Source organism: Streptomyces sp. NPDC058697 (assembly GCF_042715345.1).
In the GTDB taxonomy this organism is placed as follows: domain Bacteria; phylum Actinomycetota; class Actinomycetes; order Streptomycetales; family Streptomycetaceae; genus Streptomyces; species Streptomyces liliifuscus.
On the sequence record NZ_JBHXSU010000022.1, the window covers coordinates 94200 to 117051 of the forward strand.

Annotated in this window: 19 protein-coding genes; 11 read left to right on the top strand and 8 right to left on the bottom strand. The window is 69.6% G+C overall.

Features of this window, described 5'->3' with window-relative positions; genetic code table 11:
* Positions 1–95 precede the first annotated feature (95 nt).
* The 3 genes from ACFWXQ_RS36410 (at position 96) to ACFWXQ_RS36420 (ending at position 3324) form a co-directional block, all read left to right on the top strand.
* On the top strand, positions 96–1007 hold the full coding sequence (locus ACFWXQ_RS36410) for an SDR family NAD(P)-dependent oxidoreductase (protein ID WP_383945689.1): 912 nt from the start codon (positions 96–98) through the stop codon (positions 1005–1007).
* 84 nt (positions 1008–1091) lie between these two features.
* Complete coding sequence (locus ACFWXQ_RS36415; protein WP_383945693.1) at positions 1092–2264, top strand: acyl-CoA dehydrogenase family protein; 1173 nt, start codon at positions 1092–1094, stop codon at positions 2262–2264.
* A 10-nt stretch (positions 2265–2274) separates the two neighbouring features.
* A complete protein-coding gene (locus ACFWXQ_RS36420) occupies positions 2275–3324 on the top strand; it encodes a Zn-dependent alcohol dehydrogenase (protein ID WP_383945696.1) in 1050 nt (349 codons plus the stop codon).
* A gap of 307 nt (positions 3325–3631) precedes the next feature.
* Here ACFWXQ_RS36420 and ACFWXQ_RS36425 read toward each other — a convergent pair whose 3' ends face one another.
* A complete protein-coding gene (locus ACFWXQ_RS36425) occupies positions 3632–4603 on the bottom strand; it encodes a GlxA family transcriptional regulator (RefSeq protein ID WP_383945698.1) in 972 nt (323 codons plus the stop codon).
* A 71-nt stretch (positions 4604–4674) separates the two neighbouring features.
* Here ACFWXQ_RS36425 and ACFWXQ_RS36430 point away from each other — a divergent pair, with 71 nt between their 5' ends.
* Positions 4675–6021 carry an MFS transporter gene (locus ACFWXQ_RS36430; RefSeq protein ID WP_383945701.1) on the top strand — a complete coding sequence of 449 codons (1347 nt, stop codon included), beginning with the start codon at positions 4675–4677 and terminating at the stop codon, positions 6019–6021.
* 31 nt (positions 6022–6052) lie between these two features.
* On the opposite strand, the gene ACFWXQ_RS36435 is transcribed toward ACFWXQ_RS36430, so the two are convergent.
* From ACFWXQ_RS36435 to ACFWXQ_RS36445, 3 genes are all read right to left on the bottom strand, one after another.
* Entirely contained in the window at positions 6053–6679 is a 627-nt protein-coding gene (locus ACFWXQ_RS36435; RefSeq protein ID WP_383945704.1) for a flavin reductase family protein, read from the bottom strand.
* Between the two features lie 74 nt (positions 6680–6753).
* Positions 6754–7473, bottom strand: a complete 720-nt coding sequence (locus ACFWXQ_RS36440; protein WP_383945738.1) for an enoyl-CoA hydratase/isomerase family protein — start codon at positions 7471–7473, stop codon at positions 6754–6756.
* 571 nt (positions 7474–8044) lie between these two features.
* Positions 8045–10270, bottom strand: coding sequence for an acetate--CoA ligase family protein (locus ACFWXQ_RS36445; RefSeq protein ID WP_383945707.1), 2226 nt, complete (start codon positions 10268–10270; stop codon positions 8045–8047).
* Positions 10271–10585: 315 nt separating this feature from the next.
* On the opposite strand from ACFWXQ_RS36445, the gene ACFWXQ_RS36450 reads away from it, so the two are divergent.
* Positions 10586–11917 (top strand): hypothetical protein, encoded by a 1332-nt coding sequence (locus ACFWXQ_RS36450; protein ID WP_383945710.1) that lies wholly within the window; start codon positions 10586–10588, stop codon positions 11915–11917.
* A gap of 305 nt (positions 11918–12222) precedes the next feature.
* Here the strand turns inward: ACFWXQ_RS36450 and ACFWXQ_RS36455 are convergent, their stop codons facing one another.
* Positions 12223–13428, bottom strand: coding sequence for a flavin-containing monooxygenase (locus tag ACFWXQ_RS36455; RefSeq protein ID WP_383945713.1), 1206 nt, complete (start codon positions 13426–13428; stop codon positions 12223–12225).
* A 158-nt stretch (positions 13429–13586) separates the two neighbouring features.
* Positions 13587–17129 carry a BREX-2 system adenine-specific DNA-methyltransferase PglX gene (pglX, locus tag ACFWXQ_RS36460; protein ID WP_383945716.1) on the bottom strand — a complete coding sequence of 1181 codons (3543 nt, stop codon included), beginning with the start codon at positions 17127–17129 and terminating at the stop codon, positions 13587–13589.
* A gap of 197 nt (positions 17130–17326) precedes the next feature.
* On the opposite strand from pglX, the gene ACFWXQ_RS36465 reads away from it, so the two are divergent.
* The 5 genes from ACFWXQ_RS36465 to ACFWXQ_RS36485 all read left to right on the top strand — a co-directional run bounded on the left by ACFWXQ_RS36465 (position 17327) and on the right by ACFWXQ_RS36485 (position 20713).
* On the top strand, positions 17327–17485 hold the full coding sequence (locus tag ACFWXQ_RS36465; protein WP_383945719.1) for a hypothetical protein: 159 nt from the start codon (positions 17327–17329) through the stop codon (positions 17483–17485).
* Between the two features lie 72 nt (positions 17486–17557).
* Complete coding sequence (locus tag ACFWXQ_RS36470) at positions 17558–19075, top strand: ATP-binding protein (RefSeq protein ID WP_383945722.1); 1518 nt, start codon at positions 17558–17560, stop codon at positions 19073–19075.
* A gap of 98 nt (positions 19076–19173) precedes the next feature.
* The gene (locus ACFWXQ_RS36475; protein ID WP_383945725.1) at positions 19174–19623 is read left to right on the top strand and encodes a DoxX family protein; all 450 of its coding nucleotides are present in this window, start codon (positions 19174–19176) and stop codon (positions 19621–19623) included.
* 13 nt (positions 19624–19636) lie between these two features.
* Positions 19637–20089 carry a Zn-ribbon domain-containing OB-fold protein gene (locus ACFWXQ_RS36480; protein WP_383945728.1) on the top strand — a complete coding sequence of 151 codons (453 nt, stop codon included), beginning with the start codon at positions 19637–19639 and terminating at the stop codon, positions 20087–20089.
* Between the two features lie 27 nt (positions 20090–20116).
* The gene (locus ACFWXQ_RS36485; RefSeq protein ID WP_383945732.1) at positions 20117–20713 is read left to right on the top strand and encodes a GNAT family N-acetyltransferase; all 597 of its coding nucleotides are present in this window, start codon (positions 20117–20119) and stop codon (positions 20711–20713) included.
* Between the two features lie 178 nt (positions 20714–20891).
* Here ACFWXQ_RS36485 and ACFWXQ_RS36490 read toward each other — a convergent pair whose 3' ends face one another.
* Positions 20892–21575: a pyridoxal 5'-phosphate synthase gene (locus ACFWXQ_RS36490; protein WP_383952699.1), complete on the bottom strand. Its 684-nt coding sequence runs from the start codon at positions 21573–21575 to the stop codon at positions 20892–20894.
* Between the two features lie 27 nt (positions 21576–21602).
* Positions 21603–22028 (bottom strand): pyridoxamine 5'-phosphate oxidase family protein, encoded by a 426-nt coding sequence (locus ACFWXQ_RS36495; RefSeq protein WP_383952697.1) that lies wholly within the window; start codon positions 22026–22028, stop codon positions 21603–21605.
* Between the two features lie 269 nt (positions 22029–22297).
* Here ACFWXQ_RS36495 and ACFWXQ_RS36500 point away from each other — a divergent pair, with 269 nt between their 5' ends.
* Entirely contained in the window at positions 22298–22846 is a 549-nt protein-coding gene (locus ACFWXQ_RS36500) for a GtrA family protein (protein WP_383952695.1), read from the top strand.
* Positions 22847–22852: the final 6 nt, after the last annotated feature.

Genomic DNA, 22852 nt, shown 5'->3' on the forward strand with positions numbered 1-22852 from the left:
AGTGCTCCCCGGGGCTTGTCTCCAGGTATCTGACGGGTCGTAGAATCTGAGTCGAATCTAACGGACCGTCAGAAACTGCGGGAAGGGGCCGGGGCGTGGGGAACTTCTTGGCAGGCAAGGTCGTCGCCGTGACCGGGGCGGGACGGGGCATCGGGCGCGCGGTGGCGCTGGCCGCCGCGGCCGAGGGCGCACGGGTCGTCGTCAACGACTACGGGGTGTCCATCGAGGGCGCCGAGCCGACCAGCGAGATAGCCGAGGCCGTCGTCAAGGAGATCGAGGCGGCCGGCGGGGACGCGATCGCCGTCGCCGACGACATCTCGACGATGACGGGCGGACAACGTGTCGTCGACACGGCACTGGAGACGTACGGGCGGATCGACGGAGTCGTGTGCGTGGCCGGGATCCTCCGCGAGCGGATGCTCTTCAACATGTCCGAGGAGGAGTGGGATCCGGTCATCGCCACGCATCTGAAGGGCACGTTCACCGTCTTCCGGGCCGCCTCCGCCATCATGCGGCGGCAGGGTTCCGGGACGCTCATCGGGTTCACCAGCGGCAACCACCAGGGGTCCGTCTCCCAGGCCAACTACAGCGCCGCGAAGGGCGGGATCATCTCGCTCGTGCGGAGCGCCGCGCTGGGGCTCCACAAGTACGGGGTCACCGCGAACGCGGTCGCGCCCGTCGCGCGTACGCGCATGTCCGCGAACGTGCCGATGGAGTTGAAGGAGATCGGCGAGCCCGAGGACGTTGCCGCGCTCGTGGTGTACCTGCTGTCCGAGCGGGCTCGGGAGGAGCGGATCACCGGGCAGGTCTACACGATCGCCGGGCCGAAGATCGCGGTGTGGGCGCAGCCGAGGGAACTCCGTTCGGGGTATGCGGAGGGGGCGGCGTGGACGCCGGAGCGGATCGCGGACTTTCTGCCGGGGACGGTGGGGGTGGATCCGATGCCGTTGCTTGAGCAGGTGGAGGAGATGGCTCGCGCGGCTCGCTCCGCGAAGAAGGCGCCGTAGGGGCTGGGGTGGTCGGCGGGTGCGGGTTGGCTGTGGCTGGTCGCGCAGTTCCCCGCGCCCCTTGAGGGGCGGTGGGAGGGCACCTTGGAATTCGGGTTCACGTTGGAGGACGCGGCGTTTCGGGCCGAAGCGCGTGCCTGGCTGGCCGAGCACGTAGCCGGAACCGGAACCGGAGCCGGGGAACGCGGAGCGTGGGAACGGACGCTCGGTGAAGCCGGGTGGATTGGGCTCGGGTGGGGGGAGGGTGGGTATGGGAATCGGCCGGCCGGGCTCGGTCGGCAGGTTGTGTGGGCCGAGGAGTACGCGCGGTCGGCGGCCCCTCCGCGCTCTGGGCACATCGGGGAGAACCTTCTTGCCCCCACCCTCATCGCTCATGGCAGCGAGGAGCAGAAGTCCCGGTTTCTGCCCGCGATCGCGTCCGGTGACGAGCTCTGGTGTCAGGGGTACAGCGAGCCGGGGGCCGGGTCGGACCTCGCGGGCATTCGTACAGAGGCCGTGCGGAACGGTGACGCGGGCGTGTACCGGGTCACCGGGCAGAAGATCTGGACCTCGCTCGCCCACGAGGCGGACTGGTGTTTCGTGCTGGCGCGTACGGAGGCGGGGTCGCGGCGGCATCGCGGGCTGAGTTTTCTGCTCGTACCGATGGACCAGCCGGGGCGGATTGAGGTGCGGCCGATTCGTCAGATGACGGGGACGAGCGAGTTCAACGAGGTCTTCTTCGACGGGGCGCACGCGCGCGTGGAGCACGTCGTCGGGGGCGAGGGCAACGGGTGGCAGGTCGCGATGAGTCTGCTCGGCTTCGAGCGGGGCGTCTCCACGCTCGCCCAGCAGATCGGCTTCGCCCAGGAGTTGGGGCGGGTCGTGGAGGCGGCCGTCTCGACGGGCGCGGTGGACGATCCCGTCGTACGGGACTGTCTCGTGCGCCAGTGGGCCGAGTTGCGTGTCATGCGGTGGAACGCGCTGCGGACGCTGGGGAGTTCGGCGGACCAGGTCCAGGTCCAGGGCGCGCCCAGTGTGGCCAAGCTGCTGTGGGGGCGGTGGCATCAGCGGCTCGGGGAGCTGGCGGTGCGGGTGCGGGGCGCGGGGGCGGCGGTGGGGCCCGCGGACTGGTCGGCCTCGGCGCCTTATGAACTGGACGCGCTGCAGCACCTGTTCCTGTTCAGCCGGGCCGACACGATCTACGGCGGTTCGGACGAGGTTCAGCGCACGATCATCGCCGAGCGGGTGCTCGGCCTTCCCAGGGAACCGAAGGGTTGAGGTGGGCGCCATGCGGGGTGTGATCTTCGATGGGAAGCAGACCCAGGTGGTCGACGACCTGGAGATACGGGAGCCGGGGCCCGGTGAGGTGCTGGTGGCGATCTCCGCGGCGGGGCTGTGCCACAGCGATCTCTCCGTGGTGGACGGGACCATACCCTTCCCCGTACCCGTGGTCCTCGGCCATGAGGGTGCGGGGGTCGTGGAGGCGGTGGGTGCGGGCGTCACCCATGTCCGGCCCGGAGACCATGTCTCCCTGTCCACACTCGCGAACTGCGGTACGTGCGCGGAGTGCGACCGGGGGCGGCCCACCATGTGCCGCAAGGCCATCGGGATGCCGCAGCGGCCGTTCACCCGGGCCGGGCAGCCGTTGTACCAGTTCGCGTCCAACTCCGCCTTCGCGGAACGGACGTTGGTGAAGGCCGTGCAGGCCGTACGGATCCCCGAGGACATTCCGATGACCTCCGCCGCCCTCATCGGGTGCGGGGTGCTGACGGGGGTCGGGGCCGTGCTCAACCGGGCGCGGGTGGATCGCGGGGACAGCGTCGTCGTCATCGGTACCGGTGGGATCGGGCTCAATGTGATTCAGGGGGCGCGGATCGCCGGGGCGCTGACCGTGGTGGCGGTGGACTCGAATCCGGCGAAGGAGGGGGTGGCCCGGCGGTTCGGGGCGACGCACTTCCTGTCTTCGACGGAGGGGGTGCGGGAGATTCTTCCCACGGGCGCCGATCATGCCTTCGAGTGTGTGGGGCGGGTGGAGCTGGTCCGGCAGGCCGTTGACCTTCTCGATCGGCATGGGCAGGCGGTTCTGCTCGGGGTTCCGGCGGCTACGGCCGAGGCGTCCTTTCTTGTCTCGTCGATGTATTTGGACAAGTCGATTCTTGGGTGTCGGTATGGGTCTTCTCGGCCTCAGCGGGATATTGCGCTGTATGCGCAGCTGTATCTGGAGGGGCGGTTGTTGCTGGACGAGTTGGTGACGGAGACGTATCCGGTGGAGGACTTCGAGAAGGCTGCGGCCGATGCGGGGGCCGGGCGGGTGGCCCGCGCCGTTCTTACGTTCTGAGCCACGCGCGGGGATCCCCGGAGGAATTTCGCCCCCGCCGCCCCTACCCATTCCCGTCACTTCCTCAGGGGCTCCGCCCCCGAACCCCCGTATCGCGCTGAACGCGCTCGTCCTCAAACGCCGGACGGGCTGAGACGAACGTGCGGGTCCGGCTGTGGCTGGTCGCGCAGTTCCCCGCGCCCCTTGGGTATCTCGGCCCTTGGGTAGTTCAGCCTCTCCGGCGTTTGAGGAGCGGGGGTTCGGGGGCAGCGCCCCCGAGTAGGGACGGGAATGGGTAGGGGCGGCGGGGGCGAAGGAAGTCGGTCGGTCAGCGGAATGTTCGGCGATAAGTCGTGGGGGTTACGCCCAGGGTTGATTGGAGGTGTTGGCGCATTGATTGGGGGGTGCCGAAGCCTGCGGCGTGGGCGATTTGGTCGATGGAGAGGTCGGTGGATTCCAGGAGGTGGCGGGCTCGTTCGACGCGTTGCTGGGTGAGCCACTGGCCGGCGCTGATGCCTGCCTCCTCGCGGAAGCGGCGGGTGAAGGTGCGCACCGACATGGACTCCTGCTCGGCCATGTCACGCAACTGGATCGGCTCGTGCAGACGCGCCAGCGCCCAGGCACGGGCAGCGGTCGTGGATGCCAACTGGGGCTCGGGAACAGGGCGTTGGATGTACTGCGCCTGCCCGCCGTCCCGGTGCGGCGGCACGACCGTACGGCGGGCCACCTCGTTGGCGACCGCCGTCCCGTGATCGCGGCGCACGATGTGGATGCACAGGTCGATCCCGGCCGCGACGCCGGCGGACGTCAGCACGTCACCGTCGTCGATGAACAGCACGTCCGCGTCCACCCGCACCTTCGGGAAGATCCGCTGGAAGTGCTCGGCGGACGCCCAGTGCGTGGTCGCCGGGCGGCCGTCGAGATATCCGGCGGCGGCGAGCACGTACCCGCCCGTGCAGATGGAGACGAGCCGCGTGCCCGGCCGGATCAGCGCCAGGGCCGCCGCCAGTTCGTCCGTGAGGACGCCCTCGTCGTGCACCGGGCCGAGTTCGTACGAGGCCGGAACGACGACGGTGTCGGCGGTGGCGAGGGCCTCCGGGCCGTTCTCCACGAGGATCGAGAAGTCCGCCTCCGCCTCGACCCGGCCCGGCGGCCGGATCGAGCAGGTCACCACCTCGTACAGGTGGCGGCCCTCGGAGTCCTTGGCACGGCCGAAGATCCGCTGCGGGATCCCCAGCTCGAAGGGGAGGAGCCCGTCCAGGGCGAGGACGACAACACGATGGGGCTGGAACGGAGCCATGGCCCGATTCTATCTAATGCTGTCCTTCCGGCCACTCGTTAGAAGAGTTCGCAGGCCGGAAGCTCTATGACGTGACACAGACAACCGATGCCGCAGACGCAGACGCAGACGCAGTCGCGGACGGATCCGCAGCCGAACAGGAGTCCGTGGTCGGTCAGCGCCACCGGCGTCGAATACACCGGGCCTGGTTCGTCGCCGCCGTGACGTTCGTGACGATCATCGGGGCCGCGGCATTCCGTTCGCTGCCGGGGCTGCTGATCGACCCGCTGCACCAGGAGTTCCACTGGTCGCGCGGCACGATCGGGCTCGCGGTCTCCGTCAACCTCGCGCTGTACGGGCTGACAGCACCCTTCGCCGCGGCGCTGATGGACCGGTTCGGCATCCGCCGGGTGGTCGCCGCCGCCCTGATCGTGATCGCGGTCGGCTCCGGCGCGACGGTGTGGATGACGACCGCGTGGCAGCTGCTGCTGTGCTGGGGCCTGCTGGTCGGGCTCGGCTCCGGCTCGATGGCCCTTGCCTTCGCCGCCACCGTCACGAACCGCTGGTTCACCGAGAAGCGCGGCCTGGTCACGGGCATCCTCACCGCCGCCTCCGCCTCCGGCCAGCTGATCTTCCTGCCGGTGCTGTCCTGGATCGTCTCGGAGCACGACTGGCGTCCGGCGGCCGTCACCGTCGCCCTGGCGGCCCTCGCGGTCGTCCCCTTCGTATGGCTGCTGCTGCGCGACCACCCGGCGGACGTGGGCCTGAAGCCGTACGGGGCAACGGAGTTCGTCGAGAAGCCGCCGCCCGTGCCCGGCGCGGCACGACGCACCGTGAAGGTCCTCTTCTCGGCCGCGCGCACCGGCCCGTTCTGGCTGCTCGCCGGCACCTTCGCGATCTGCGGGGCCTCGACCAACGGCCTGATCCAGACACACTTCGTGCCCGCCGCCCACGACCACGGTATGCCGATCACGGCGGCCGCGTCGCTCCTCGCGGTCATCGGCGTCTTCGACGTCGTCGGCACGATCGCCTCGGGCTGGTTCACGGACCGCTTCGACCCGCGCCGCCTACTCGCCGTCTACTACGCCCTGCGAGGCATCTCCCTCCTCTTCCTCCCCCTTCTGCTGGCCCCCTCGGTCCACCCGCCGATGATCTTTTTCATCATCTTCTACGGCCTCGACTGGGTCGCCACGGTCCCGCCCACCATCGCCCTGTGCCGCGAGCACTACGGCGACGACAGCGCCATTGTCTTCGGCTGGGTCCTCGCCTCCCACCAGGTCGGCGCCGCCCTCGTAGCCTTCCTCGGCGGCGTGGCCCGCGACACCTTCGGCTCGTACGACGTCATGTGGTACGCCTCGGGCGCGCTGTGCGCCGCGGCGGCGCTGATGGCGTTGGTGATCCGGAGGCGCCCGCCGGCGGCGAGCCCGGCTCTCGCCTGACTACGTACGCGTACGAGGCGGGCGAGAGCCCTCAATCCGTGAGGCGGCCGAACCGGCCGCGGTGGAACAGCAGGGGCGAGCCGTCGCCGTCCGCCGTGCCCAGGGCGTCCACCCTGCCGACCACGATCAGGTGGTCGCCGCCCGTGTGAACGGCGTGGATCGTGCAGTCGATCCAGGCGGGGGCGCCGACGAGGCGCGGCGAGCCGGAGACCGGAGCCGGGTCATGTGCAACTCCGGCGAACTTGTCGGCGCCGCTCACCGCGAAGCCGCGGCACAGGTCGCCCTGGTGGGCGCCCAGGATGTTGACGCAGAAGACGCCCGCGCGGGCGATACGCGGCCAGGTCGTCGACGTACGCGCGACCATGAACGCGATCAGCGGCGGGTCGAGGGACAGGGCGGAGAACGACTGACAGGCGAAGCCGGCCGGCCCCGCGGGGTCGTCTTCGGCGCCGCCCGCAGGTGCGGTCACGACGGTCACGCCCGTGGCGAAGTTGCCCAGTACGCGGCGGAATTCGGCCGGGTCGATCGGTGCGCGTTCGTCGTCGCCGACCGCGCGCAGGTCCGGGCGTGGGAGCGGTTCGACCCGGCCCGTGGTGTTCGGGGCTCCGGCCGACCTGAGATAGCGGACGGCCGCGGCCGCCATTCCTGCGTGTCCCATCACATTGTCCATTGAAGCTGACGGGGTGTCAGATTGGAAGGGCTTCTCACGAGCGCGCTCGGCCCCGGCGGGGCTCAGCGGCCGTGGAACTCCGGTCCCCTGCGCTCCATGAACGACGCCACCCCTTCCCCCGCGTCCGCCGTCGTCATGTTGATCTCCTGTGCGGTGGCCTCGGCGGTGAGGGCGGTCGAGCGGTCGGTGTCCAGGGACGCGTTCACCAACTGCTTGGTCAGGGCGATCGAGCGGGTGGGTCCGGCGGCGAGGCGTTCGGCCCAGGTGCGGGCCGCCTTCTCCAACTCCTCATCCGGTACGACTCGGTTGACCAGCCCCAGACGTTCCGCGTCCGCGGCGGTCAGGGCGTCGCCGAAGAACATCAGCTCCTTTGCCCGCTGGGGGCCTATCAGGCGGGGGAGGAGGTAGGCGCCGGCGCCGTCCGGGACTAGGCCGCGGCGTACGAACACCTCTATGAACCTTGCCGATTCTGCGGCTATGACCAGGTCGCAGGCGTAGGCGAGGTGGGCGCCTATGCCGGCCGCGGTGCCGTTCACCGCCGCGATCACCGGTTTCTCGCAGTCCAGGATCGCGGTGATCAGGCGTTGGGCTCCCTGCCTGATGACTCGGGCCACGTCTCCGGCCACTCGGTCCGTTCGTGGGCCGCCGCCGCGGAGGTCTGCGCCCGCGCAGAATCCACGGCCTGTGGCCGTGAGGACGATCGCCCGTACGTCCGGGTCCGCGGAGGCTTCCTCGAACAGCCGGATCAGGTGGTCGCGTTGGTCGGGGGTGAGGGCGTTCATGGCTTCTGGGCGGTTGAGGGTGATCCATGAGACGTGGTTGGTGGTGGTGTGGAGTATCAAGGGGTGTCCGATCCGGTTGTGGGTGAGTGCGGGTTGCGTGTGGCTGGTCGCGCAGTTCCCCGCGCCCCTAAAAGCCAAAAGATTGCGCCGTTCCCCGCGCCCCTAAAAGCCAAAAGACTGCGCAGTTCCCCGCGCCCCTGAAAGGCGAAAAGATTGCGCCGTTCCCCGCGCCCCTGATCAGCGTGCCTGAGGCCGGGTGCGTACGTGCGGGTGCGTCGTGGCTTAGCGCGCAGTTCCCCGCGCCCCTAAAAAAGCAGGGGCGTAGGCCCCTCTCTCCAGTGGCCCCACTCAGCGGCGGTCGCCCTCCGGCCGCAGGGGGCGTGTTGGGGTTTCCGATCGCAGCACGACCTCCTGTGGGTGAGTTGATGGTTCGGGATGACACAGCTGCGATCGGATGCCCCGGCGCGGGCCCGACTCGGCGGCGGGCGGCTGGCGCGGCTTTTAGGGGCGCGGGGAACTGCGCGATCAGCCCCCACCCACCCGCAGACGACACACCACCGCAAGCCACCCCTCAGCGGCATACCGCCAGCGCGTCCAACGCCACCGCCCCCTGCCCCCGAGGCAGCACCATCAGCGGGTTGATGTCCAGCTCGGACAGCTCCCCGTCCAGTTCGAGCGCCATGCGCTGGACGCGGAGGACGACCTCGACGAGCGCGTCGAGGTCCGCCGGAGGGCGCCCGCGGACACCGTCCAGAAGCGCCCGCCCGCGGAGCTCAGAAAGCATCGACCGCGCCTGATCCTCCCCGAACGGCGGCACCCCCACAGCCGTATCCCGCAGCACCTCCACGAGCACCCCGCCCAACCCCACCGTCACCGTAGGCCCGAACAGCGCGTCCTGCGTGACCCCCACGACCATCTCGACACCGGGCTCGACCATCTGGCACACGAGCACCCCGTCGAGCGGCACATCCTCGTACCGCGCGATGTCCGTCAGGTCGCGATACGCGTCCCGGACCTGACTCGCCGAGGTCAACCCGATCTTCACCAGCCCGAGTTCGGTCTTGTGGGCGAGCTGCGCACCGGACGCCTTCATCACCACGGGATAGCCGACGAGCCCGGCCGCCCGCACGGACGCCGCGGCACTCGTCACCAACTGCTCCCGCGGCACGCGTATCCCGTACGCCCGAAGCAACTGCTTCGCCGCGTGCTCGCTCAACTGCTGCCCCGGCCGCATCAGCGCCTGCGCCTTGCGGAACGAGGGCGACGACGTACGCGGCGCCTCGTCGAACGGCGAGCGGTAGAACGAGGAGAACCGCGCGTGCTCCAGATGGGCCCGTACCGCAGTGATGCAGTTCGCGAACGTACGGAAGGTGGCCACGCGGGACGACCCGAGCAGCGTCTCCCGGTACGCGGCCTCCGTGCCGACCGGCGAACCCCACACCACACACACCAGCTTGTCCGTCTCCTCCGCCGCCTCCACCAGATCCCGCGCCAGCTTGTCGCTCATCGGCGGGAACGGGCCCGTGATCGGACAGATCAGCACCCCCACCGCCGGGTCCGCCAGAATCGCGTCGATGATCTTCCGGCCGCGCCAGTCGCCCACCGGATGCCCGCCGTTGTCGACGGGGTTGGACACGTCCAGGTACTCGGGGATCCACTCGTGCAGCTCGGCCTGCTTGCCGGGCGACAACCTGGGGAGCGACAGCCCCGCCTCCGACGCCAGGTCCGAGAAGTGCGCACCGGTGCCGCCCGAGATGGAGTAGACGACCACACCGTCGGCGGACGGGGGACGGGCACGCGCCAACAACGCGGCCGTGTCCTGGAGTTCGTCGAGCCCGTCGACCCGGATCACCCCGTACTGCCGCATCGCCGCGTCCACCACCGCGTCGGCGCCGGTCAGTTTGCCGGTGTGCGAGGCGGCCGTACGGGCGCCGGTCTCGGTGCGGCCGACCTTCACCGCAACCACCGGCACTCCACGCCGCGCCGCCCGGTCCGCGGCGAGCAGGAAGGACCGCCCGTCCTTCAGCCCCTCGACGTAGCAGGCGATGGCCCCGACCTCGGGCTGCTCGGCGAAGTAGGAGATGAAGTCGGCGCTCTCCAGATCGGCCTCGTTGCCGGTGGGGGCCCAGTGCGAGAGCCGTACGCCCAGCTCCTGCATGGTGAAGACGGGACGCCCCTGGTGTCCTGACTGGGTGATCAGCGCGATCGCGGGGCCGTCCAGATCATCGCGGAACCTCTCAAAGGCATTGAGGTTGGTGTTCGGCCCGAGCAGCCGCAGCCCGGAGCGTTCCACGGCGGCGGCCAGCCGGGCCTGCGCGGCGGCTCCGTCCGCACCCGTCTCGGCGAACCCGGAGGCGAACGCGACCGCGAACTTCACCTTGGTCTCGGCGAGTTCCTCGATCACGGGCAGCGGGTCGGACACCAACAGCACGGCCAGATCGACCTGTTCGGGCAGATCCCCGACGGCGGCGACGCACGGAATGCCGAAGACCGACTCACGCGTCGGATGCACCGGATACAGCCGCGCGCCGACCCGCTCGGCCCAGGTGAGCAGTTGACGCGTGATGCCGGTGTTGGGCCGCCCCTCGGCGTCCGAGGCGCCCACGACGGCCACGCACTCGGGGCGGAAGAAGCGGTCCAGATCGGGTACGCCGGCGTACAGCGGCCGGCCGCTGACGTCGAGGTCGTCGGTGGCGGCGGGCCTGCCGTGCACGGCAGGGGCCGGTTGCTCGCCGCAGGCGATGACGCGGGCCCGGCGGGAGTCGGTGGTGAGGGTGCCGTGGGTTGATCCAAGCATCGGTCCGCCCGCTCCTGTGTGGCTGCCATTAACTGACGCAGTGTCAGATTACTTAACTGACGCCATGTCAGGAACTGGTCTGCACGCAAAGAACTTGTGGCGAGCACAGGGTTTGTACCCGGCGGGGCCTGCCCGGGAACGCGCCCGGTCCGGCACATCCGGTCCGGTGTATCCGGTCCTGGACGGGGCGCACAGGTTCCGCACAGTCCGGGCGCAACCTTCAACCACCCACGCTGGTCTAGATGTTGCACATGTCGAAGGAGACACCGACCAAGTCCCTTGACCGAGTCCTTGACCGAGTCCCTTGGGGGAGACATGAGACCCGACTCCGTCCGGCGCACCCTGCGCCTCGGAGCCTGTGCCGGTGCGATGGCCGGCCTGCTGACAGTGGGCCTGGCCCTGCCCGCAGCCGCCGACGAACCGGAGACCGACCAGCTGTGGATCAACTCACCGTACGAGCAGAGCCTGCCGCTCGGCACGGACGGCGGTGAGCCACCGAACCGGACGCTCGACCTGGGCCTGTACCACGACAACAGCAACTTCACCGTGACCGACGGCAGGCTCACCGTGGACATCTCGGGGCTCGCCGGGGTCGCTGAAGTGACCTGGCCGGACAACTGCACGCCGAGCGGTACGACCGCCGTGTGCGTCGTACCGGACGTGCCCGTCGTCGGGGAGGGCGACAACCACCAGATCCATCTGCAGGTCCGGGCGGCCGACGGCGCCGCGGGCGGTGCGCAGGGGCGGATCACGTACGAGGCGACCGCGACCGGCGGTCCTGACGGCACCCTCGTGGCGCCGCAGGACAGCTTCGACACGACGCTCACGGTGGCGTCGGGCCCCGACCTCTCGATCCGTGACGAGCCGCCTATCGGCGAGACCGAGCCGGGGACGACCGAGACGATCCCGTTCGCGCTGTCCAACAAGGGCAACGAGGCGTCGAACGGCTTCACGCTGACGATGTACGCGTCCTACGGGCTCGACTTCGTGTCGACGTACCCCGAGTGCGAGTACACCGACGTCGTTCCGGTCGCGCACGCAACCTGCACGTTCGACGAAGTCCTCGCGCCCGGTGAGTCGTTCGAGCTGCCCGAGCCGCTGAAGGTGGCGATCGCGGAGCACGCGTTCAACGAGCGGCTGGACCTGAGCGTCGAGCCCGGTGGCGGTGCCACCGACCTCTGGAACGACGACAACTACGTGGCGCTGCAGATCGGGGCCGCCAACACGGCGGACTTCGCGGTGCGCGGTGCCGCGGTCTCCGGCGCCGTCGGCGAAACGGTGACGGCCTCGATCGCCTTCCGGAACAACGGGCCGGCCTGGGTCGGCAACCTCGGTTCCGGTGACCCGGTGGCCAGTGTCGACCTGCGCGTTCCGCAGGGCACGACGGTGACCGGAGTGCCGTCCGGTTGCTTCCCGCGGACGCTGGACGGTGGTTACTACCCGGGGTCCACGGGGGCCCCGCGTTATGTGTGCAACCTGCCGTACTGGGTTTCGGAGAGTGCGGAGCGTACGTATTCGTTCAGGCTGCGGGTGGACTCTGTGGTGGCCGGGGCGAGTGGGGCGGTGACGGTTCGCCCGGAGCGGGGTGATGGTTTTCCGTTCGATCCGGATGGTGCTAACAACTCGGCAAGCCTGGTTGTGAACTAGGCGCTCCGCGGGGGCGGGGAGGGGTTGTTCTTTGGCTGCGGGCCGGTGGGGGCCGGTCGCGCAGTTCCCCGCGCCCCTAAAAGCGAAGGGATTGCGCAGTTCCCCGCGCCCCTTGAAGGGGGGCCTGAGGCCGGTTTGTAAGCGCGGGTGCATCGTGGCTGAGCGCGCAGTTCCCCGCGCCCCTAAAAGCGAAGGGATTGCGCAGTTCCCCGCGCCCCTAAAAGCGAAAGGGTTGCGCCGTTCCCCGCGCCCCCGAAAAAACCAAAAGACTGCGCGGTTCCCCGCGCCCCTAAAAGGGGCGCGGGTCAGTGTGTGATGCGGGATGGGAGCCTTTGGTCCCTATCCCGGGTGATCGTCTTGGCGATTTTTTCGGCGTCTATGGAGAGTTCTCGGAGCATGCCGCTGATGGGGTTGGTGAAGCCGGTGAAGTAGAGGCCGGGGGCGTTCTTCGGGGTGCGGGGGCCGTGGACGACCGGGCGGCCCCGGGTGTCCAGGACGTCGAGGTGGCCGACCACGCCCTCCAGGGAGCGTCGGTAGCCGGTCGCGGCGATTACGGCGTCCGGGGCGATCCGGTCGCCGTTCGCGAGGACGACCTTGCCGTCCTCGAAGCCGTCGACCGCGGAGACGACCTCGACGCGCCCCTTGCGGACGGCATCGATGAGGCCGACGTCCTGCACGGGGATGGCCCCCTCGTTCACACGGGAGTACAGCCCGGTGTCGGGCCGCGGCAGCCCCTGCGCCGACAGGTCGGGCACGCTGACCTTGGCCAGCGGTCCGGCCATCCGGTCCACCAGGCCGACCGGCAGCCGCCGGCAGAGGATCCCGGTGAACTGGGCCGCCCAGCCGGCCGTCGACCGGCGCACGATGTGCGGCGCGGTCCGCACCGAGAGCCGTACGCGCGAGGCGCCGCCCTCGACGAGGTCGACGGCGATCTCGGCACCGGTGTTGCCGACCCCGACGACGAGGACGTCACGTCCGGCGTAGGGGGCGGGGTTGCGGTACTCGCCCGCGTGCAGGAGTTCGCCCTTGTACGCGTCCCGCCCCGGCCAGTCCGGCACATGCGGTGTGTGGTTGTAGCCGGTGGCGACGACGACCGCGCTGCCGGTCAGCTCGCGCCCGCCGGTGGCGTGCAGCAGCCAGCCGGTGCCGTCGGCGGAGCGCTCCACGCGGGAGACCTCGACGCCCGTGACGATCTCCAGCTGGTGGTACTCGGCGTACTTCTCCAGGTACCGCACCACGTTGTCGCGCGACACCCACCGCCCGAACGAGCGCGGCATCGGCAGCCCCGGCAGCCCGGACAGCCGTCGCGTGGTGTGCAGATGGAGCCGGTCGTAGTGCCGTCGCCAGGACGCCCCGACGCGCTCGGACTTCTCGAGCACGACGGCGCGTACGCCCTGCGCGCGCAGCGCGTGCGCCACCGCGAGACCGCCCGGGCCGCCACCGATGACGTACACGGGGCGGTCGGCGAGGGGTTGTGCCGCGGGGTCCGCGGACGCTGTGGAGTCGGCCATGTGCCAGAGCGTATTCATCTAGTCACTTGATGGGTCTCGGTCAAGCCCGGAATTGGTTGCGGATTGATCACGGCTGTAGGAGGGGTGTGTGGGACTCGTGGCGTAGGCGCCACGGAACGTGCGAGGTTGGGGAGGCGCGCTCAGGGGGGCGCGCGACGCTATGCGCCCTTGCGTGGCCTGCCTCGTCTTGGTGCGGGAGGGCGCCAGGAGCTCACTTCCTTGGCCGACAGGCCCAACCGGGTGAGGTGCTTCTCGTAGGTACGCCGAAGAGCTTCGTCGTCCGATGGCGTGGTGGGCGCGAATTCGCGGGCGGGGGCGGCGGCCCACGGGAGGACCTCGGCGAACGCCGTGAGCAACGGCAGGGCGGACTCCGGGCGATGCGCGTGCGCGTGGGAGTCGGCTTCGAGCAGGTCGCAGATCACGAGTGCTCGCTCGTGGGCATTCCAGCCCGCCCAGCCGATCGGCGTTGTGGGTGACAAGGGCGAGACGGACGCCCCGAACGAGATGAAACGCTCGTTGGGGACGTCGAACTTGCCGCGCCGCTTCCAGTACGACGGCCTGAAGAAGTCACCGGGCGTGAAGCGCGGCGGGATCGGGTGGCGTACGTCGGAGTCGGTGAGCCCTTTTCTGTCGTCCTGGCGCTGGGCCTCCCACAGTTCCTCCCACTGCTGTCGTTTGCGCAGGCCCGATGTCTTGTACCGGAGGGGTGCTGCTTGAGGCACGTGCTCGTCGGCGAGGAGTTCCAGAAGGACCTCGGCTGTGCCTGCCCCGGGGGCGTAGAGCGCCGCCAGTTCGGTGAAGCCCTTGTCCTTTTCCAGGAGTTCGGCCAGTTCCCGAACCGTCCGGGCGACGGGGTGTCGTCCCCGAGGGGAGGTCTCACACCACAGCCGGGACGACTCGCAGTGGTCGAGCAGGCGTTCGTGCAGGATGTCGAGGACCACGGCGTCCCAGGGTGGAGTGGACCAGCGGCGCTTGTACTCGGGCTGCTCCAGCAACGCCAGGGAGGTGTTCTCCTGGATGGCGTTCACGCGGCGTTCCACCAGGTCTCGGTATGCCCGGGGCCAGTGCTCGGGGATGTCGGTCACAGGTGCCGTCGCGTGGCGGTCGAACCACGCCGTCCGGGCCTCGCCTGCCTCGACTCTCCTGGCCAGCACGATTTCGAAGGCCCGCTCGCCGAGAGCGGCCTCGGGCACGTCCTCCGACGGGGCAGCGGTCAGGTGTTCGCTGTCGGAGATCAGGCCGTAGAGGGTGTACGTCTTCCAGTCGAGTTCCTCCTGGATCGCGATCATTCGTGACCTGAGTGAGAGCCACCGGCGCTTGGCCGAGGCGAGGAGCTGATCGGTGATCCGGGTGTTCGTGTCTGCGAGCTCCCACAGGACGTGGCTGGACTCGGCCGCCAGGCGATCCAGTTCCCTCGCCTCAACGACAGGGAACGCGGTGGGAAGCGGCAGGTCGAGGAGCCGGGTGGAGGTGAACTCGTAGATTTTCTCCCAGGCCTCACCGCCTCGGAGCTGATCGATACGGGGCTGTCCCTTGCTCTGGCTCATCTGCTTGAGCCAGAAACACACGGCCGAACTGTTGAGGGCACCGAGGAGTTCGAGGTGGGAGTCCTGCGTGTCGCTCGGCGGCAGCTTGATCACCGGCGCCGAGTTGAGCGGGACGACGGGATCCCGGAGAAGGCTGAAGTGAGGGTGTGTGGCCACCCAGGGAAAGACGATGGACCACGGATGCATGTCCCAACCGGACGTGATCTGGTGCCAGTCGTACCACGGTGACTCCTTCTTCGCGCCCCGTTTCCGACGCATCTCCCGCAGTACCGTCCGGTACGGCCACAGGCGCCGGTGGTGTCCGGGCAGCTGCCGCAGATCGACCGGTTCCCGGATGTCCTCGGCACGGGGGAAGAACGCCTTGAGCTCCGGGTGTGCCGACCAGTCCCGCACCTCGGAACCGGTCAGCACCGGGACAGTGGCGGATTCCTCGGTTCCGAGGCGTCGGAGGGAGTGGGCGGTGGCGCAGAAAAGGTCATCGGATCCGGTGTTGGCGGCGTATCCGATGCGGACGACGCGTTCACCGAGCAGTTCTCCCGACTCCATGCGGCGCAGCACGGCTCGGGCTGCCGACGGCGTAAGACTCCAGGGGAAGACGTGCAGCTGCTCGCGGTCCTGAAGATAGGACTCCGCCCACTCACTCATGGCCCCGGCCTGGAACGCCAGGTCCCGCAGCGACCGCCAGACATGCCCCTCGCCAGGCACCATCGGTACCGAGGGTTCGCCCCGACGGCCCACGACCACGTGAACGGGCACGCTGGAATCAGGTACACGGTTCCGCCCCACAAGGACGGCGGTCGGCGTGCCGTGTCCCGGGATGTACGCCCCGGACGTGTCGATGACGTGTGAGATCTGCACCCTCGGCAGGACGCGTTCGATGAGGTTCCGGCCGAATTCGCGCTTCATGAAGGAGTTGGACGCCAGAAGGCCGACATGGCCCGCCGTCTCGCCCGGCAGTGCGAGGCCGAAGGCGAGTTCGGTGAACGGGACGGAGAGGGTGTAGGGCCCGCTGCAGCTCTCGTACAGGTCCCGGTAGGCCGTGAACGTCGCCTTGTCCTTGACGGTGATGTACGGCGGGTTGGTCGTCACCGCGTGGTAGGAGGCAGGGCGGAGGAGCCCATGACGATCGGCGTATTCGTCGACGTCGGTCGTCCCACCGGGTTTCCTCGGCGCCGGCCCGGTGTGTATGCCGGGACGGCCGTGCAGGAGAGAGTCACCCGTCGCGACTATCAGCGGCAGGTCCGGAACGTTGTCGAGTCGCCGCTCTCCGGTGCTGTCCATCGCGGCCAGCAGCAGGCGGAAGCGTGTCACGCTCACGGCGCACGGGTCGATGTCGCAGCCGTGCAGGGACCGCAGAGCTCTCGCCGCCCGCTGCCACGGGCTCATCTCCGGTCTGGTCTCGGACCACCGCCGGAACAGCCGCTCGTACGCGTCGAGCAGGAACGCGCCCGACCCGCAGGCCGGGTCGATGATCCGGAAGCCGGCCAGCCCTGCCGCGTCGGAGGCGTGTTCGGCCATGGCCGGATCGAGCGTGAGGTCGTGGATCAGGCTGACGACGAAGGAGGGGGTGGGGACTTGGGCGTACGCCTTGCGCGCACGCTCGTCGATCGCCGAGTGCAGATCCGCCAGGAACTCGGTGGAACGTGCGGTGTCGGTGAAGTCGTGTACGAGGGTGCCGTCCGGAGTCCGGCGGCGCCAGAAGGAGAGCAGCGCCTCGCACGCATCGTGGCTGGGCCGCATCCGCCACAGGGGATGACTGGTCCTGTCGAACACCAATGCCATGGTGGGGTGTGCGCGGAGCCGGTCGACGGCGTGGGCGATCAGGTCGCCGGCCGACGCGTGGGGACGGGCTGCGTAGAAGGCTTCGTCCGCGCTGTCCGCCGAAACAGTGGCGAAGGACAGGTCGAGCAGCCTGTTGTCCTCGCAGAACCGGATCATCGCGGTCGCGAGCACCCATGCGGTCGCGGTCCGGCAAACCTGGGCGTCCAGCCATCCCTGCCAGGTCTCGGACGTGAGGCCGTGGTCCCTCGCCGTCTCGTACTCGGCGCGCAGTTCCTCGGCGGCCGAGAAGGCGGGGACCCGCGCGTGCAGATCCTGCTCGATGCCGTCGGCCAGTCGTCGCAGGTCCTCGGCCAGGACATTGTTGGCGGACATGCGCCCCTCCCGGTCGGCAAACCAGCACGGTCGATTCACCAATGGTGATTCGACCCGAGGTTATCACCGCGAGAGTGTCGTAAAAGCTTGAGAGTGTTGAAGCTCTCCCCTACGCTCCTTCTCGATGATGGACGGTTGGTCTTCGAGGGAGGGAGTGACTCATGGGGGGCGATGGTGGTGGGCTCAGGGGGGTGTGGGTGGCGATCATCATGCTTGGTGCCGTTGTCGTCGGCGGTGCGGCCGCCGGCGTGTTCTGGGTGCTGGGTCAGGGGGCGGCGCGCGCGCTCGCGGCGGGAGGAACGGCTTTCCTGGGAGCGGCGACTCTTGGGCTTGCGATCGTGACTGTCTTGTCCTGATGGCTCACCTCCTCCCTAGGGGTACACTCCTTAGGGGTTCATTCCTAAGGAGTTGAAGTGCAGCATCAGGCAATGCCCGGCAAGCCGTCGCGCGTCTACGATCGCGGCGCCGAATGGGACGGGCTCACCGCGTTTGTGGGCCGCCCCCTGCCGCACGCCATGCTCGGCATCGTCAGCGGTAGGCGGCGCATGGGTAAGACCTATCTCCTGCGGGCTCTCGTCGAGCAGTGTGGAGGCTTCTACTTCGGCGCCACGGCGGGAACCGAGGCGGAGTCCCTTCGTCAGTTCAGTGCCGCCCTGGCCGAACACGTGGGTTCCCCGGTGGCTTTCTCCTTCGCCACCTGGGACGACGCGGTCTCCTATCTCTTCGGGCAGGCCGCCCGCGGAAAGAGCGGCGCCTCGGCGGGGTCGGCGCCGGACGCCCCGTTCCTCGTGGTCATCGACGAGTTCCCGTACCTGGCCAAGGTCGCTCCGGAGCTCCCGTCGCTCATCCAGCGCGAGATCGACCGCTTCCAGGTGGAGGAGAGCCGCATGAGGCTGCTCCTGTGTGGTTCGGCGATGTCCGTCATGGGTGGTCTCTTGGCCAGTACCGCGCCCCTGCGAGGCCGGGCGCAGCTGGAACTCGTCGTGCGGCCCTTCGGGTATCGGGCGGCCATGGACTTCTGGAGCGTTACCGACCCGGCGCTCGCCGCCCGGCTGCATGCTGTTGTCGGAGGTACCCCCGCATACCGTCGCCAGTTCCTGGCGGACGATGTTCCCGAGAGCCTCCGCGACTTCGACGACTGGATCTGTCGCACGGTTCTCTCTCCGTTCAGCCCTCTTTTCCGTGAAGCGCGGTACTTGCTTGCCGAGGAAGCAGACATCCGCGACACGGCGCTGTACCACTCGGTCCTGGCCGCCGTGGCGCAGGGCAATACGACGCGCGGCGGCATCGCGGGTTACATCGGCCGCAAATCGGTCGACATCTCGCATCCGCTCAACGTCTTGGAGGACAGCCACCTACTGATGCGGGAGCTGGATGTCTTTCGTGCCGGGAAGTCGCAGTACCGCATCACCGAACCGCTGATCAACTTCTATGAGGCAGTCATGCGTCCCTCCTGGGCGCGACTGGAAAGCGGTCAGGCCACGGAGGTGTGGGGGCAGGCGGCGGAGCGTTTTGCCGCGCAGGTGGCCGGGCCTCACTTCGAGGCGATGTGCCGTGAGTATGTGCTCGGACCTGGGCGGTCCCTGCTGAGTACGTCTCTCGGCGAAGTGGGCGGCGGTGTAGTGACCGACCCCAAGGAGCGTCGGCAGATTCAGATCGACGTGGCGGTGGTCGAACCGGGGTCGGGGGGGAGCAGGCCGTCGGTTGCTCTGCTCGGCGAGGTGAAATGGGGGACCGTCATGGGGGTCGGTCATCTTGAGCGGCTCGGCCGGGCCAGGGAACTGCTCGCCGGTCGGGGGATGGACACCACGCGCTGCGGGCTGGCGTGCTTCAGCGCCGCAGGCTTCACCGACGCGCTGCGCGTCGAAGCCGCGCGAGGTGGCGTACTGCTTGTCGGCCTCGACGAGCTGTACGGGCGGGCGATGCCCACCGGAGTGCTGTTCTAGATCCTGCCGGCGGATCAGTGGCGTACGGCTCTTGCGCGTACGTCGTCCGTACGCTGAACTGACGTACCGTCAGATCCCGTTCGGCGGCAGGGGAGTTCATGGACACGATCTGGCTCACCGGGGCGGAATGGGTCGCCGTGCTCCGTATCGGCCTCGGGCTGTGGTGGCTGGAGAGCTGGCGGCACAAGGACAAGAAGGGCTGGTTCGAGCGTGGGACCGGGATCGCGTGGGCGTCGGACGTCGCGGCCAAGCACCGGTGGAACACCGTGCGCAGCGGCTTCGAGGTCGTGGTCGCGCCGCGGCCGCGCACGATGGCGTACGTCGTCGTGTACGCGGAACTCGCCCTCGGGCTCGGCCTGGTCGTGGGCTTCCTGACCCCGATCGCCCTGGTCGGCGGGCTGCTCCTCAACCTCCTCTACCTCGTGCTGATGATCCACGACTGGGCCGAGCAGGGGCAGAACGCGATGATGGCGCTGATCTCCCTGGTCGCCCTCTTCGCGATGTCCTGGCAGACGTGGTCGCTGGACAGCGCGGTGGGCCTCTTCTGATGGGGGTGCCGGCGTGAGCGGGGCGCGGTTCGATCTGCCTGAGGTCGACGGGTTCACTCGGCCGTACTGGGACGCGGCCGCCGAGGGGCGGCTGCTGCTGCGCCGGTGCGGGGCGTGCGGGCGCGCCCACCACTACCCCCGCGAGTTCTGCCCGCGCTGCTGGAGCGAGGACGTCACCTGGGAACGGGCGAGCGGCCGCGCCACGCTCTACACCTGGTCCGTCGTCCACCGCAACGACCTGCCGCCCTTCGGCTCCCGCACGCCGTACGTCGCCGCCGTCGTCGATCTCGCGGAGGGGCCGCGGATGATGACCGAGGTGGTGGGGTGCGGGGAGGAGTCACTGCGGGTGGGGATGGCGCTGGAGGTGGCCTTCCGGGCGGAGGAGGCGGAGGGAGCGGCGGGAGCGGAGGGTGCGGAGGGTGCGGTCGGGGTTGTGGTTCCTGTGTTCCGGCCCGCTTCCGCCTAGTACGGGCGACCGTTGTTGAATGGACAGATGACCGACTTGTACGAGTCCCACGGTGCCCTTCCCTTTCCCGAACTCCATGGTCACGGTCTGCGGCTGCGGCCGTGGGACGCGGAGGCCGACTCGGATGTCGAGGCCTGGCTGCGGGGGTGTTCCGACCCCGAGTTCAAGCGGTGGAACACCCCGCTGAGGGCGATCGAGGACCTGGCCGGTGCGCGGGAGTCGCTGCGGGCCCGGGCCAAGGCTGCGGCGGAAGGTGTCGGGGCGTCCTTCCGTGTCACCGACGCGGAGAGCGGCGTGACGCTCGGGCACATCGGGGTCAACGACATCGACCACGTCATACGCGTCGCGCGGGTCGGCTACTGGGTGCTGCCGGAGGCGCGGGGGCGGCAGGTCGCGACGCGTTCGCTGGCGCTGGCCGGGCGGTGGGGGTTCGAGGGGCTCGGGCTGCATCGGCTGGAGCTGGGGCATGCGGTTGGGCACGATGCGTCGTGCCGGGTTGCCGGGCGGTGTGGGTTTCTGTCCGAGGGGACGTTGCGGGGGGCGATGTTCGAGGCGGGGCGGCAGGATGCGTTTCGGGATGTGCATCTGCATGCGCGGCTCGCCACGGATTCTTTTGTTCTGTGACGCCCCGGGCAGGGGGCTTGGGTCGTGAGCGCGGCTGCAGGTGCGTTTTGGCTGAGCGCGCAGTTCCCCGCGCCCCTAAAAGCGGGGCTGCGCCCCTGGCTTTTGTCTTTTAAGGGGCGCGGGGAACTGCGCGATCAGCCCCCACCCACCCGCAGCCGCAGGACGTACCCCGCCGGGGCTACGGCCACAGGAGTTCGCTGTGCCAAGTGGAGTCGGCTCGGCGGTAGGCGAGGCGGACGTGGCGGCGGTGGGGGTCGCCCTGGAAGAACTCGACCTCGTCAGGGGCGAGGACGTACACCGTCCATGAGGGCGCGGCGGCGTCCGGCTCGCGCTGGGCCCGCAGCCAGGCGGCCGCCGACGCCCGCTCCAACTCCTCGGAGGAGCCGAGGACTTCGCTCTGGCGGCCCACCAGCGCGGAGGCGAGCGCGCCGGTCGAGCGGGCGTGCAGGTCGGCGTGGGCGACCTCGGGCGGGGCGACGGTCACCCGGCCGCGCACCCGGATCTGCCGGCCCTGCACGGGCCAGTAGAAGCCGAGCGCCGCGTACGGCCGGGCCGCCAGCTGCCGTCCCTTGCGGCTGCCCGCGTGCGACGCGAAGTGCCAGCCCTCCTCGTCGGCGCCGTGCAGCATCACGATCCGCACGTCGGGCCTGCCCTCCTCGTCCGCCGTGGCCAGGGACATCGTGTGCGGTTCGGTCTGCCCGGCCGCCACCGCCTCCGCGAACCACTGCTCGAACAGCGGCAACGGTTCCGCCGGGGCGGTGTCGGGGGTGAAGCGGGGCAGTTCGGTGTCCCAGACCCGCTGGGCCCTCAGCAGCCGTACGAACTCGGAGGGGGGCGGGGACGAGGAGGACTCGGTGCTCATGGGGCGATTGTCGCGCCTGCCTCCGGCTCAGACCGCCCCGAGGTCCGACGAGAGCCAGTGTTCGGGGCGCATCCGGACGACCACCTGGGTGCCGTGCTCCTTCCAGGAGAAGTCGACGTACCCGTCGACCTTGTCGGCCGGGAGGTAGCGGGCCGAGATCTCGTGGAGCTGCTCGCGGGTGGCGGGGGTCGTGTCGAGGACCGGGCCCTCGACGGACACGTACCGGATGGTGGGTTCGACCCGGTCGACCATGAGGGAGAACCGGCCCGCCGCACTGAGTAGTTGGTTCTTGCGGGAGTCCGTCTGGATCAGGATCCATACGGTGCCGTCGGGCTCGTACTGGTACCAGATCGGCACCGTGAGCGGGGCGCGGCCCGCCCCGGCGTCGACCGCGAACGCGGCGATGTGCGGCTCTTTCAGGAACGTTTCTCGCTCTTCACGGGTCAGGGCCATGCGGGTCCTCCGGATTGCGGTCGGTGGTGCTTCCCTTTGCTGTTTCAGCGTGTTCTGTCCAGTTTCGTATTCCGGTTCCGCGATCCGGATATGCCCTGCCGCGCGGAGGCGTTCGGGGCCGCACGGCGGGCGTACCCCCCTTCCATGGTGGAGCCAGCACCACCATGGGTTCGGGTGTGGGCTGTCTCGTCGGTGCGGGCGGGCGACGGCATTGTTGAACCCAGTTGATCGCAGGGGTTCAAGGCCCCGCCGCCCGGAAGGAAATCCCCATGAAGCCGCAGCTCGCGCAGCAGGCGAAGACGGTGGGCGAAGCTGCTCCGGGGCCGTTCGCCTCCTTCGTCCGGTTCGTGGTGTGCGGCGGCGGGATCGGGGTCCTCTCCAGCGGTGCGGTGGCCCTGCTGGCCGGGACGATGCCCTGGGTGGTGGCGAACGCGGTCATCACCGTCGTCTCGACCGTCCTCTGCACCGAGCTGCACGCGCTCTTCACCTTCGGGACCGGTAAGCGGGCCGGCTGGCGCCGGCACTGGCAGTCCGCCGGGTCGGCCGCGGCGGCGTACGCGGTGACCTCCCTCGCGATGCTGATCCTGCACCTCGTGCAGTCGTCGCCCGGGATGCTCACGGAGCAGGTCGTCTACCTCAGCGCCTCCGGGCTCGCCGGCATAGGCCGCTTCCTGGTGCTGCGGCTGTTCGTCTTCGCGGGCGGCCGGGATCGGTCCTTCGGCCGCGAGGTTGCCGTGGTCCGGCACCGAGTGGTCCCCGTACCGACACGCCTGCCGAACCGTGTCCTCACCCCCGCGGCGTTCGCGGTCGGATCATGAGCTTCG